This is a genomic window from Thermosynechococcus sp. (assembly GCF_046299655.1).
In the GTDB taxonomy this organism is placed as follows: domain Bacteria; phylum Cyanobacteriota; class Cyanobacteriia; order Thermosynechococcales; family Thermosynechococcaceae; genus Thermosynechococcus.
Genome location: NZ_JBKBHZ010000009.1, coordinates 1 through 13,402 on the forward strand (window position 1 = coordinate 1; position 13,402 = coordinate 13,402).

11 protein-coding genes and 1 pseudogene are annotated in these 13,402 nt (G+C 54.2%); 3 read left to right on the forward strand and 9 right to left on the reverse strand.

The window, feature by feature from the left end:
- Both ACK4HN_RS07425 and psbC read left to right on the forward strand, forming a co-directional pair.
- A pseudogene (locus tag ACK4HN_RS07425) lies at positions 1–84 on the forward strand (photosystem II protein D2); the annotation flags it as partial.
- Positions 68–1,453, forward strand: a complete 1,386-nt coding sequence (psbC, locus tag ACK4HN_RS07430; RefSeq protein WP_409869780.1) for a photosystem II reaction center protein CP43 — start codon at positions 68–70, stop codon at positions 1,451–1,453. The pseudogene ACK4HN_RS07425 and the gene psbC, both read left to right, overlap by 17 nt.
- Before the next feature lie 76 nt (positions 1,454–1,529).
- Here psbC and ACK4HN_RS07435 read toward each other — a convergent pair whose 3' ends face one another.
- The 9 genes from ACK4HN_RS07435 to accC all read right to left on the reverse strand — a co-directional run bounded on the left by ACK4HN_RS07435 (position 1,530) and on the right by accC (position 11,330).
- A complete protein-coding gene (locus tag ACK4HN_RS07435) occupies positions 1,530–2,723 on the reverse strand; it encodes a lipid-A-disaccharide synthase-related protein (RefSeq protein WP_409869781.1) in 1,194 nt (397 codons plus the stop codon).
- A complete protein-coding gene (locus ACK4HN_RS07440; RefSeq protein WP_409869783.1) occupies positions 2,720–4,147 on the reverse strand; it encodes a protein adenylyltransferase SelO in 1,428 nt (475 codons plus the stop codon). The genes ACK4HN_RS07435 and ACK4HN_RS07440 overlap by 4 nt, the downstream gene beginning before the upstream one ends.
- Before the next feature lie 15 nt (positions 4,148–4,162).
- Positions 4,163–5,905, reverse strand: coding sequence for a M48 family metalloprotease (locus tag ACK4HN_RS07445; RefSeq protein ID WP_409869785.1), 1,743 nt, complete (start codon positions 5,903–5,905; stop codon positions 4,163–4,165).
- Positions 5,906–6,129: 224 nt separating this feature from the next.
- On the reverse strand, positions 6,130–6,252 hold the full coding sequence (locus ACK4HN_RS07450) for a transposase (protein ID WP_409850819.1): 123 nt from the start codon (positions 6,250–6,252) through the stop codon (positions 6,130–6,132).
- A gap of 387 nt (positions 6,253–6,639) precedes the next feature.
- Positions 6,640–7,314 carry a Uma2 family endonuclease gene (locus ACK4HN_RS07455; RefSeq protein WP_409869787.1) on the reverse strand — a complete coding sequence of 225 codons (675 nt, stop codon included), beginning with the start codon at positions 7,312–7,314 and terminating at the stop codon, positions 6,640–6,642.
- 54 nt (positions 7,315–7,368) lie between these two features.
- Positions 7,369–8,394 (reverse strand): phosphoribosylformylglycinamidine cyclo-ligase, encoded by a 1,026-nt coding sequence (purM, locus tag ACK4HN_RS07460; protein WP_409869789.1) that lies wholly within the window; start codon positions 8,392–8,394, stop codon positions 7,369–7,371.
- The gene (locus ACK4HN_RS07465; RefSeq protein ID WP_409869790.1) at positions 8,394–8,888 is read right to left on the reverse strand and encodes a low molecular weight protein-tyrosine-phosphatase; all 495 of its coding nucleotides are present in this window, start codon (positions 8,886–8,888) and stop codon (positions 8,394–8,396) included. Before ACK4HN_RS07465 ends, purM begins: the two co-directional genes overlap by 1 nt.
- A 10-nt stretch (positions 8,889–8,898) precedes the next feature.
- Positions 8,899–9,969, reverse strand: a complete 1,071-nt coding sequence (gene murG, locus ACK4HN_RS07470) for an undecaprenyldiphospho-muramoylpentapeptide beta-N-acetylglucosaminyltransferase (protein ID WP_409869792.1) — start codon at positions 9,967–9,969, stop codon at positions 8,899–8,901.
- Positions 9,969–11,330, reverse strand: a complete 1,362-nt coding sequence (accC, locus tag ACK4HN_RS07475; protein WP_409877420.1) for an acetyl-CoA carboxylase biotin carboxylase subunit — start codon at positions 11,328–11,330, stop codon at positions 9,969–9,971. The genes murG and accC overlap by 1 nt, the downstream gene beginning before the upstream one ends.
- A 157-nt stretch (positions 11,331–11,487) precedes the next feature.
- Between accC and speA the strand changes: the two genes are divergently transcribed.
- Positions 11,488–13,401 carry a biosynthetic arginine decarboxylase gene (speA, locus tag ACK4HN_RS07480; protein WP_409869811.1) on the forward strand — a complete coding sequence of 638 codons (1,914 nt, stop codon included), beginning with the start codon at positions 11,488–11,490 and terminating at the stop codon, positions 13,399–13,401.
- Position 13,402 lies beyond the last annotated feature (1 nt).

A 13,402-nucleotide genomic window follows, 5' to 3' on the forward strand; every position in this document is an offset into this window, starting at 1 on the left:
CGTGCTTGGATGGCGCCCCAAGACCAACCCCATGAAAACTTTGTCTTCCCAGAAGAGGTACTCCCCCGTGGTAACGCTCTCTAGTAACTCGATCTTTGCCACCAATCGCGACCAAGAATCCTCCGGTTTCGCGTGGTGGGCCGGTAATGCTCGTCTAATTAATCTTTCCGGCAAACTTCTGGGTGCCCACGTCGCCCACGCTGGCCTGATCGTCTTCTGGGCCGGTGCCATGACCCTGTTCGAGTTGGCTCACTTCATCCCTGAGAAGCCAATGTACGAGCAAGGGCTGATTCTCATCCCCCACATTGCCACCCTTGGTTGGGGCGTTGGCCCTGGGGGCGAAGTGGTGGACACCTTCCCCTTCTTTGTGGTTGGGGTGGTGCACCTGATTTCCTCTGCCGTCCTTGGCTTTGGGGGGGTTTACCATGCCATTCGAGGACCTGAAACCCTTGAGGAATCCTTCCCCTTCTTCGGCTACGACTGGAAGGACAAAAATAAAATGACGACGATTCTGGGGTTCCACCTGATCGTCCTTGGCATTGGGGCCCTGCTCTTAGTGGCCAAAGCCATGTTCTTTGGGGGTCTTTACGACACCTGGGCACCTGGCGGTGGCGATGTTCGTGTCATTACCAACCCCACCCTTGACCCACGGGTGATCTTTGGCTATCTGCTGAAGTCTCCCTTTGGGGGTGAGGGCTGGATCGTCAGCGTCAACAACCTTGAGGACGTTGTCGGTGGTCACATCTGGGTTGGCCTGATCTGCATTGCAGGTGGAATTTGGCACATTTTGACCACACCTTTCGGCTGGGCACGCCGTGCCTTCATCTGGTCTGGGGAAGCCTATCTCTCCTACAGCTTGGGCGCCCTGTCCATGATGGGCTTCATTGCCACCTGCTTTGTCTGGTTCAACAACACGGTGTATCCCAGTGAATTCTACGGACCTACAGGTGCAGAGGCCTCGCAGGCTCAGGCAATGACCTTCTTGATCCGTGACCAGAAATTGGGTGCAAACGTGGGTTCGGCTCAAGGCCCTACGGGTTTGGGTAAATACCTGATGCGCTCTCCCACGGGTGAAATCATCTTTGGCGGTGAGACAATGCGCTTCTGGGATTTCCGTGGTCCTTGGCTAGAGCCGTTGCGTGGTCCCAATGGCCTTGATCTCAACAAGATCAAAAATGACATTCAGCCTTGGCAAGAGCGTCGTGCGGCTGAGTATATGACCCATGCTCCCCTTGGTTCTCTCAACTCCGTGGGTGGTGTGGCCACCGAAATCAACTCGGTGAACTTCGTGTCGCCCCGCTCTTGGTTGGCTACCTCTCACTTTGTCTTGGCCTTCTTCTTCTTGGTGGGTCACCTGTGGCATGCGGGTCGCGCCCGTGCGGCTGCCGCTGGTTTCGAGAAGGGGATTGACCGTGAGTCTGAACCCGTGCTCTCGATGCCCAGCCTCGACTAGGGTCACTGACTTAATCTGAACAAATTCAGTACTCCTTGGCTCCCATCTACGGATGGGGGTCTTTTTTTAGTAGGCCTCAATCACGGAGTATTTTTAGCAGTTGTTCAGCAATGCGATCGCTCGCTCCAGGTTTGCCCATGCGTTCTTTCCCATTGGCGGCAATTCGCGCCAGTAAGGCAGCATCTTCCCAGATCTGCCAAAGGGTGGGGATGGCCTCTTGAGGATCATCTAGTAGGAAAATCGAGTCTCCGAGAAGGTGTTTTTGGCGACTGGCAAACTCACGGGTAAACTGGGGACCGGCTCCAGCAAAGGTGATCACAGGTTTCCCTAAGCCCACGCACTGCTCCGTGGCTGTGCCGGCGAGGGCAATGCCCCCCTCCGCCCAATGCAAAAATTCACGAAAGTGGTGTGAACTTAAAATCAGTTGTTGCTGACCCAACTGCCATGCTGTGGTCTGGGGTAATGGACTGGCGATGGGTTGCCAACCCTCAAGAGCTTGCTCAAGAACACGCAAATCAAGGCTGGGACTGACAGCGGCAAGACAGGTTAGCGGCTGATCGGCATAGGGCGTTAGTGCCCGTAGCATCTGTTGCCAATTGCGGTAGGCCTCAGGAGCACGAGACCCCGGCAGCAGCACAATGGTTTTGGTAGTAAAAGGAGAAGGCGCCGGGGGTGGCATCACTAAGTCCATCATTGGATTGCCACAGTAGTGAACCGGGTAGCCCAAGTGCCGCAACCCTTTGGCGGTTAACTCATCGCGGACAAAAATGCCTCGACAGCGGGGCGATCGCCACAACCATCGCTCCCAAGGTAGGTAGTCACTTCCCGCCCAGCCCATGCCCCAGCGATAGGGACGCCCCGTTGCCTTATATAGGTAATAATCAGACTTAGCAGTGCCGATAAAACTATAGGTTCCCCCTGTGAGATAGGCTACCAACAGTGGCACAATATCCCCCACCGCTAAGAGATGCCCTGCCGATAATCGCTGCCAATCCCGAATAGCACGAACTTGCGCCCCCAACAGTCCCAACAGCCCTGCCCTGAGATCTCGCCATAGCTGTCGCAGATCCATGTAGATAAAGCCCCCAGAGGGGAGTATTTTTCCCGGCTGCAACAAAGGAATCCCTAGGCGCGTATAGGCAGACCCTAAGCCTACCAAGGGCAATGCCATCAGCTCTACATCTGGACAACGGTGCCGCAAGGCCTGCAAAATCGAGCTGGCGATCGCATCCTCACCGTGGCCATTACTGAGGCAAAGGAGCTGCTTCATGTCTGCATTAACTCAAGGGCTGCAGTAAATCGTGACCAATCATCCCCCTGATCAATGGCCTGCCAAATATGTTCTATCTGCGGACGAGTCAAGATAACAAGGGGATTGGCCGCCGCTAGGGTTTGGGGAATTGATGCTTGTTGTAACGGTGTAGCTTGCTGAAGGAGTTCAAAATAGATTTTTTTCCAACGGTCTAGAAGCTTTTGATCGGCGGAGGGGAGTATTGGGCTTTCACAAAAGATATGACCGACATCTACGGCCCATTGGGGGGAAAATTCCTGGCGCAGACTGACAAAGAACTGGGGATAACTGATGGAGCTGCGAGTGAGAAAAGCTTGGGTCTCTGCCACTAAGGGACGGCCAAGCTCTAGGGGAAGGCCTGCCCAACCGAGGCGTTTAAGCATGAGTTTGAAATAGGTGGCTTGACAGCGATCGCCAAAGGTTTTCAGGGCAGCTTGCATTTCCTCAAGGGGCATCACCAAAGACAGCGGGATTTGCAGCTTCTCTAGATTCCAAGCACAAATGGCTGGCTGATTGCCATAGGTGTAGCGACCATAGTAGTCAAAATAGGCTGCTGTAAATCCCAAATCATAGTGCTCCAAAAAGACATAGGGGCCATAGTCAAAGCTTTCGCCCGTAATCGCCATATTATCGGTGTTCAAAACACCGTGGCAAAACCCCGCCACCAACCACTGCGCTGCCAGATCTGCCGTTCGTGCCACCAATTCGCGATAAAAGGCACAGTCCCGTTCCTTGGGGTCTGGGATCTCTAGCAAGTGAGGATAGTAGTAGTAAATGACGTGATCAAGCAACCGCCGAATCAGATCCGGTCGCCGTAGATAGTGGAGCCGCTCAAAGGTACCAAAGCGAATATGAGAACGGCCAAGACGCACCAAGACACTGGATCGGGTTGGCGATGGCTCATCCCCCCGCCATAGGGATTCCCCCGTTTCCACCAAGCTGAGACTGCGAAAAGTGCGCACCCCCAAGCGATGCAGCAGTTCACTGGCCAAAACTTCACGCACGCCCCCTTTCAATGTCAGGCGACCATCTCCCCCCCGCGAATAGGGTGTGGTGCCCGATCCTTTGGTGCCAAGATCATATAGTTGACCATCCACACCGCGAAACTGGCCATAGAGGAACCCTCGGCCATCCCCCAAGCGCGCATTGTATTCCCCAAATTGGTAACCGTGATAGCGCATGGCCAAAAACGGTTCTCGCCCCTGAAATTGGCCAAAGGCCGCAATAAAATCGGCATCGGTTACCTTGGCAGGATCTAACCCCATCAAAGGCAAGAGGGCATCATTGCGAAAACGCAGAATGTGCTGCGGAAAGGTTGCCGCCTGTACCTTGTCCCAGTACTCTTCCCCTAGGGAGAGAAACGCGGGTTCGTACTCAAGGGTTTGAAAGCAATGGTGAGACATTCAGAGCGAACTGAGCTACTGCGGTGTTTTGGCAGTTTCCCGTTTAGATTTTTTGGGATTGGGAGGATCCACTAGCGTGCGCAGACGGGCTTGAATCTGTTGGTGCCGTTCGACTCCCTCAAACACAAAGGGGGTGTACCCGCGATCGCGGATCAAACCACGAACATAGCGAATCCGCTCATTGGTCGGCGGGTGCGTTGAAAACCACGGCAGCAGCGGCTCCTGATTGCGGTATTCCTTCTTGAGGGTGTGCATTAGGTTAAGCAAGCCGTCAGCGGCATAGCCTGCCTTCGCCAGAATCTGTGTGCCCAGAATATCTGCCTCTCGCTCCATTTCTCGACTATAGCGAGTCACGAGCATCCCTGTTACATAGCCACCCGCGGGTAATAGCCGCGTCAAGTTGGCAGTGGCTGTGCCTTGGGTCATTAGGCGAAAGCCGTGGGAGAGCACCGCATGAGCCATTTCATGGGCAAGTAACCCCGCCAATTCTGCTTCGGTATTGGCTTTGAGAATGGCACCGGCGTTGATAAAAATCTTACCCCCCGGCAAGGCAAAGGCATTGAGATCATTATTTTTTATGACAAAAAATTCATACTCAAACTCATTACGACCGGCCACTCTGGCGAGGCGCTGCCCTACTTCATTGACATAGGCTTGAACCTCAGGATCCTCAAGGAGCTTGACTTGGCGGCTAATGTGCCGCGCTGCTGAACGGCCTAGGGCAGACTCTCCCTGCATCATCAAGGCCATCATTTGAATCGAGTCCAAAGATAGTAAGGGATTTCCTGTGACAGCTACACCCACCAATCCCGTGAGGGCGCCGACAATCATGCCTTCGCGCAGTTGCCCCTGAAGGCGACGACGGAATCGTTGCATTCGCTCTGCGGCCAGTTGCTGAAATTCAGGGGTGGCGGGGTGGTCTGGATTTAGCAGAGCAAAACGTTGGGCGGCAAGGGCTGCCTCCAGCCACTGTTGCTGGCGATCGTAGAGAGTGACGAGGGTTCGTTGAATATCTGGTTGATCGGGATAGAGACTGGCGGCTTTTTCAAGATGGGCATAGGCCTCTTTGAGGTTCCCTTGCTGTGCGAGAAACTCAGCAAAGCGCACTTGGCCGGGGATAAACTCTGGGAACTGCTCCACCAAAAGCTGCAGCGGCACCGCTTGGGCAGTATAGAGTTGGGAACCCCCTTGCACTTCTCGCCAATAGACTTGAGCCGCAGGGGGCAGTTGACTGATTTCCTGTACAGCCGCAGGGATGACGCGAGGAGGTGGCAGGTCTAGAGCAGCTTTGGCCTTTTGGTAGTAGGTTTGGGCTGTTGTGACATCACCTAATTGCCAGTGGCGATCGCCCTCCCGTAGAAGTGCTAAACGCGCCTCCTGTGCTGCTTGCTCTGCTGTCAGTTGCAGTGTTGTTGGCGCCTCTGGAGAATTGTCAGTCGTTCTTGGTGCAGGTTCCATAGAGGGGGCTGCTGACTCACCCTTGATCTCAGTGCTCGTGGGTAGAGAGGCAGGGGATTCTACAGGAGGAACTACTTCTGCAGGGGGCTGGGGTGGTAGCGGTAATAGATCGATAGCAGAGCCTTCAGATTGCGGCAGGCGAGCTTGGGCAAAGGGGTCTTCTTTAATGAGGGCAATCAACTCCTCCTCTGCTACACCAGTTTGGGGTAGGGACAGCTCTGCTGCTTTGACAGGTTCAAGACCCACCCCTAAAAGAAGAGCAACAGCCAGCCGCCAGTAGCGTAACCGATATTTCACCATGACACTGTCCTCAAGCCACCTGATGCTTTATAGTCTAATCACTAGGTATGGTTGAATTGGGTCGTCATCAGAATCAGAAGTGTTGAATCCTCTAACAAAACTTAATGTTCTAAGCCACACATAGCTCCGGCTGCCCATCAAAGCTCCAATGAATGATGGAACATCGCTGACTCAGTTCCAGTTGCACATATCGTAATGTATCTAACAGCTTCCTACCAAAGTATTCAGGTATATCCACTAACTCTAAAATGCATTTTTAAGAATTTCCATAAATTCTCAATCGCCCCCCGCTGCCGATACAGTTCAGCCACTTCTTCATCGGTTAGATTCCATAGATTCGTCGCGATCCGAAACTCTGTCTTATACTAGCTCTTTGTAACCACGAATCGTCCCCCCAGCAGTGATGGCACAGTTGCAGAAACATCTGCAAGACCCCAGCGAGTTTGACAGCTATAGAACCATTGTGCAGTGGCTGCGACAGGAGCATTAGCTTGAGGTGGCCTACCCGACAGTGCATCTGTCAAGACGAGAGTCGCTGGAGATTGCTCACGCTCACGGGAGGGCGAGTGACGTTTTAGCTCTATAGTGTGGTCGAGCCTTTGAGGGGAAAACACTTTTTTCAGGTCTATCACCAACCCAATGGTCGAGCTTTTCAGGACTTTGAGTAGTCTCCCTAACGCCGCTGCTGCTTACTCACCCATTTGCGGCTAAAGCACAGTCCAGAAACGCTAAATTTATTGTGATTGCTGCTTCAAGGCTTCAGCAAACCGTTGGCCTTCAGGGGAAGCTAGCCCCTGTTGTAATGTGAGCATCACCCTTTTCATATCCCCTTGCAAAAGGGCAGGTAAATTTAGCCAGAGACCGGCAAACGCTTGACTGCGCAGCACTCCCTCGCGATCGGGCTGTTGTTGAACATAGCTGCCCTGTTTGCGGTGATACCAGTAGAAGGCCTGTTCTGAGACGACCCACACCAGATATTCCTTGACGCCAAAACGGCAATAGAGGTCTTTTTTATCGTGGAGATCGTAGGCGGCACTGCTAGAGGCAATTTCAATCACTAACTCTGGTGCCCCTTCAATGTAGTCATCGGCACTAATGCGGGACTGACCTCCCGCCGATTCCTCAAGGCGTAATAGCACATCGGGTTGGACTTCATTTTGGTTATCGAGTCGTACTGTGGCGTTATCGCAAACCATGAAGCCGCTAAATTCAATGCTGTAGTGAAAGAGCCAGCCAAGAATGTTGCTATGGGGCTGGGCGTGGTTTCTCACCCGAACTGGTGAAGCCACAAACACCACTCCGTTAATCAGTTCAGCTTTGTTAATGTGGGGACACTGAGCGTAGCGATATTCAAATTCCTCGCGGGTGAGGCGATCGCCACTTTCAAGGGTGAGGAGAGGAGTCGTCATTTTTCTCAAGAGTCCGTGATAGCACCCAGCATCTTTATTCTAGGCGGGAGTGAATTAAGCAGCAGGTAATCCCAATACCTCACCGCTGCCCGCAACAACGGTGCCAATGGGCCAACTGTCAATTCCCCACTCGGCAAAGCAGGCCTGCGCCGCTGCAACCGCTGACGCGGGTAAAACCACAGTGTACCCAATGCCCATATTGAAGGTGTTAAAGAGTTCTCCCAAGCTAACTTCCCCCATCTCCCCCAGCCAGTGAAAGAGGGGAGGAATGGGCCAAGCCTGCGGGTCAAGTTCTGCCGATCGCCCTTCGCCTAGGCAGCGGGGCAAATTTTCCGGCAGCCCACCACCTGTGATGTGCGCCATGCCATGGATAGGAATTCCCTCAGCTAAAGCGGCACGAATGGGTTGAACATAGAGGCGCGTTGGTTCTAAGCACAGCTCCCCAAGGGACGTGGTACCAAAAGGCGTATCCTGCCAATTGAGCTGGCGATCGCTGACAATTTTGCGCACCAAACTAAAGCCATTACTGTGCAAGCCTGAACTGGCCAATCCCAAGACCACATCCCCCACCTGCACCTGTGTGCCATCCAGGACCCGATCCTGCTCCACCACCCCCACACAGAAGCCTGCGAGGTCATAAACACCTTCAGGGTAAAATCCGGGCATTTCCGCCGTCTCCCCCCCCAAGAGGGCACAACCTGCCGCTTCACATCCTTGGGCAATCCCTGCCACGACAGCGGTCATGATTTCTGGCGCTAGGCGACCACAGGCAATATAGTCCAAGAAAAAGAGCGGCTCAGCCCCACAGGTGAGGACATCGTTGACACACATGGCCACCAGATCAATGCCGACCGTATCGTGGCGATTGAGCGTCTGCGCGATTTTCAGCTTGGTGCCCACCCCATCAGTTCCTGAGACCAACAGAGGCTGGCGATAGCCCTTGGGAATTTGACACAGTCCAGCAAAGCCCCCCAGTCGTCCCACCACTTCCGGTCGTTGGGTGCGCTGCACCAAGGGGCGAATCTGCTCAACAAAAGCACGGCCAGCGGCCACATCTACACCAGCACTGCGGTAGTCCATCAGCGCTGCTCCTGTAGTTGGGGATAATTGGCCTTGACATACTCCAAGAGACCCTCACAGGCATCGGTGAGCAGATCCAACACCTTCTCAAACCCCTGACGACCGCCATAGTAGGGGTCGGGCACTTCCTTCGCCTCGTGGTGACGGCAAAACTCGCACATTAACCGCACTTTGTCGCGGTATTTCCCCTCAGGGTCGAGGCGCAAAATATCGTAGTAGTTTTCCCGGTCCATTGCCAAAATGAGATCAAATTCCTCAAAGTCGGCAGTGTGGAATTGGCGTGCTCGATGGGTTAGGTGCAGTCCCCGTTGCCGTGCCGTCATCACCATACGAGAATCTGGGGGATCGCCGACGTGGTAGTTGCTAGTGCCAGCGGAATCACACTGAATCTCCTGCTCTAAACCAGCCTTTTTGATCAGGTCTTGCATGATTGCTTCAGCGGCAGGGGAGCGACAGATATTGCCAAGACAAACAAACAAAAGACGGATGGGCATAGCACATTTCCTAGGGGGTGGGAATTAGCATACGAATGAGATCAGCGACCTGCTGACTGCTGTGGGGCATGGCCAGTTGGCGGGCCTTCTCTGCCATGGCTTGTAATTTTTGCGGCTGCCCTAGCCATTCTAGAATGATCCGTCCGAGGCGATCGCCCGTCAATGCCGATTGTGGGATCATTTCAGCCGCACCGGCACTCACCAAGACTTCCGCATTCACCGTTTGGTGATCCTCAGCGGCATGGGGATAGGGAATCAATAGCGCCGGGGTTCCCGTGAGGGTCAGCTCCGCCAAGGCACTGGCGCCGGCTCGACTAATGGCAATATTCGCGCGGTGCAACAGTGGCCCCATGGGTTCAAAGAAGGAAAAGACCAAGTAATGGGGATGCTGAAGGCTCTGGGCTTCTGGATCATTGGTTCCTGTCAAATGCACCACCCAAGCGCCGGCCTCAAGCCACACGTGAACCGTTTCCCGTACAAGGCGATTGATAGCCACAGCCCCTTGACTCCCCCCCATCACTAGAATCAGGGGCACGTCTTTGGGAATCGGCAACGCCAAGTCGCCCCCCTGGAGAATATCGGGACGCACCGGTGTGCCCGTAACCTGTAGGTTCAGCCGTTTGGATTTGAGGTAGGCCAAACTGGCGGGGGTACCCAAGGCCACCAGTGTACACCAGGGCGCTAGCCAGCGGGTGACTTTACCCGGCAGGGCGTTGGATTCATGGAGTAGCGCAACCTGCCCCAGACTGCGAGCCGCTAAAATCGCCGGCGCCGCAATATAGCCCCCCGTCGTAAATACTCCTTGGAAGTGTCCCTGTTTTAACAACTGGCGCGTTTGCCAAAAGGCTCCCCACAATTGCCACAAGGGGCGCAGCCTTGCCCAAGGGGTCTTGCCTTGGACGCCACTAAAGTCGATGGTATGTAGGGGGTAACGGGGTGGAATCAATTTCTGTTCAAGGCGATCGCGCACGCCTAACCAATGGATCTCATATTCAGGTAACTCCTCTGCCACCGCCAGCGCCGGAAAGAGATGCCCCCCGGTACCACTCGCTGCAATCAGTAGTTTCCCTTGCCTAGGCATTAAACATTCCAGCCCAATGTGGTCATGAGCTTATCGACAAAGTTGGTATAGACAATGCCGCTGCGAAACTCCGGTGTGTCCATCACCTGCTGATGAAAGGGAATAGTGGTCGGCACCCCCATAATCGCACATTCTCGTAGGGCGCGCTTCATGCGGGCAATCGCAGCGGGGCGATCGCTCCCCCACACCACCAGTTTACCGATTAGCGAATCATAGTAGGGGGGGATTTCATAGTCGGTATATACATGGGAGTCCATGCGCACCCCAGGGCCACCGGGAGGCAAGTAACCGCTAATGCGACCGGGATGGGGACGGAAATTGCGCTCTGGATCCTCGGCATTAATGCGGCACTCAATGGCATGTCCACGCAATGTCACCTCTTCTTGGGTTAAGCGGAGGGGTTCCCCTTGGGCAATGCGAATTTGCTCGGCAATGAGATCTAGCCCCGTAATCATTTCCGTGACCGTGTGCTCCACTTGAATACGGGTATTCATCTCCATAAAGTAAAAGTTGTTTTCGCTGTCAAGGAGAAATTCAATGGTGCCGGCACCAACATAGTTAATGGCTTTGGCCGCAGTGACGGCAGCTTCCCCCATTTTGGCGCGGAGTTCGGGGGTGAGGGCAGGGCTAGGCGCCTCCTCTAGAAGCTTTTGGTGACGCCGTTGTACGGAGCAATCGCGCTCCCCCAAGTGAATGACATTGCCATAGCTATCCGCGAGAATCTGAAATTCTATGTGGCGGGGATTTTCAATAAAGCGCTCCAGATAAACCCCGGCATTGCCGAAGGCGGCTTCTGCTTCCCCTTGTGCGGCAGTGAGGGCGCGTCCTAGTTCTTCTTCGGAGCGCACCAAGCGCATGCCCCGCCCCCCTCCGCCAGCGGTGGCTTTAATCATCAGGGGATAGCCAATTTTGCGGGCGATCGCCCGCGCCGTTTCCTCGTCCTGCACCAGTCCCTCACTGCCGGGAATCGTCGGCACTCCCACCCGTTGCATCGTCGCTTTGGCGGTGGACTTATCCCCCATGGCACGCATCGCCGCAGGACTGGGTCCAATAAAGGTAATTTTGTGGTCAGCGCAGATTTCGGCAAAGCGGGCATTTTCTGCCAAAAAGCCATAGCCGGGGTGAATTGCGGCAGCATGGCGGGTAAGGGCAGCGGCAATAATGTTGGGGATATTGAGATAGCTGCGGCTACTGGGAGCTTCGCCAATACATACCGCCTCATCGGCCAATTGCACATGCAGGGCATGGCGATCTACGGTGGAATAGACAGCCACGGTGGCAATGCCCAATTCTTCACAGGTGCGTAGAATCCGTAGTGCAATTTCGCCACGATTGGCAATCAAAATTTTCGTAAAGGCCATGGCGGTCAACGGTAGGGGAAGCGATCCCTAATGCTACCATGCCCGCCGAACGCTACCGAAAAACCGAGCTGCAATTGCATTGGTGCCACTGGCAAAAACAAGTTAGGATCAGCAGGGTTTTGTTTGGGAGCGCACTATGGCTGCTGTGTCACCCACGATGGCATTGACCGTTACGAAAACCGGCAATTGGACAATTGAGGATAGCGAGCAGCTCTACCGCATTCAGGGCTGGGGCGAACCCTACTTTGGGATTAATACTGCGGGTCATGTCACCGTCTCTCCCAAGGGCGATCGCGGGGGGTCGTTGGATCTCTATGAACTGGTGCAGGCACTCCAGCAGCGCAACATTGGTCTCCCCCTACTGCTGCGGTTTTCCGACATCCTTGAGGATCGCATTGAGCGACTGAATGCCTGCTTTGCCCGCGCCATTGCCCGCTATGGCTATCAGGGGGCCTACAGGGGGGTTTTCCCTGTCAAGTGCAACCAGCAACGCCACATCATTGAAGCCCTCGTGCGCTTTGGTCAGTCCCACCAGTTTGGCCTAGAGGCGGGATCGAAACCCGAACTGCTGATTGCCTTGGCCATGCTCAATACACCGGGGGCACTGCTGATTTGTAATGGCTACAAAGACCGCAGCTACATTGAAACCGCTATTTTGGCCCGTCGCCTTGGCCACACCCCCATCATTGTCCTTGAGCAGCCCGAAGAAGTGGCGGAAGTGATTGCTGTCAGTCAGGCCTTGGGCATTGAGCCGATTGTCGGGGTGCGGGCAAAACTCAGTACCCAAGGGGTAGGGCGCTGGGGAACTTCCACGGGCGATCGCGCCAAGTTTGGTCTCACGGTGCCAGAGATTTTAGCAGCAGTCGAACAACTGCGGCAAGCAGGAATGCTCAACTCCCTGCAACTGTTGCACTTTCACATTGGCTCCCAAATCTCGGCCATTAGCGTCATTAAGGATGCCATTCGTGAGGCGGGGCAAATTTATGGGGAACTGGTGCGCCTCGGCGCCAATATGCACTACCTCGATGTGGGGGGTGGCTTGGGGGTGGACTACGATGGCTCGAAAACGAACTTCCATGCCTCGAAAAACTACAGTATGCAAAACTATGCCAGTGATGTCGTGGCTGGGATTAAGGACGCCTGTCGGCAGCGGGGCATTCCTGATCCGATTCTCATTAGTGAGAGTGGCCGCGCCATTGCCTCGCATCAATCAGTGTTAATTTTCAATGTCTTGGGGGTCAGTGAGGTGCCCAAAATTACCCCCGAACCCGCTACGGAGGAGGAGCACCTGATTATCCGCAACCTTTACGAAACTTACCAAACGATTGATGAGAAAAACTACCAAGAGGCCTACAACGATGCCCTGCAATTTAAGGGGGAAGCCATTAGCCTCTTTAACTTTGGCTACTTGAGTTTGCCGGAGCGGGCACGGGCAGAGAGTCTCTTTTGGGCCTGTTGTGCCAAAATCCTCGACATTGCCCGTCAGCAGGAATACGTGCCCGATGATCTGGAAGACCTTGAGAAAATCATGGCTTCCATCTACTACATCAATTTATCGGTGTTTCAGTCGGTGCCCGATAGCTGGGCGATCGATCAATTGTTTCCGATCATGCCCATTCACCGCCTCGATGAAGAGCCTACAGAGCGGGGCATCCTTGCGGATCTCACCTGTGACAGCGACGGCAAAATTGACCAGTTCATCGACCTACGGGATGTGAAATCGGTTTTGGAACTCCATCCCTTTCGTCCTGGCGAACCCTATTACCTTGGTCTTTTTCTCAATGGCGCCTACCAAGAAATCATGGGCAATCTTCACAATCTCTTTGGGGATACAAATGCCGTTCATATCCGTCTCACACCCAAGGGCTATGAAATTGAACATCTGGTGCGGGGCGATACAATGCAAGAAGTCCTCGGTTATGTGCAGTACCAAGGTGATGCCCTCCTCGAAAAAATTCGCCGCCGTGCTGAGGTTGCCCTTGCCGAAGGCCAAATTACCCTTGCAGAAGCGCAACACCTTCTAGAAAACTACGAGCGGAGCCTGCGCAGCTACACGTATCTATCCTCTTAGG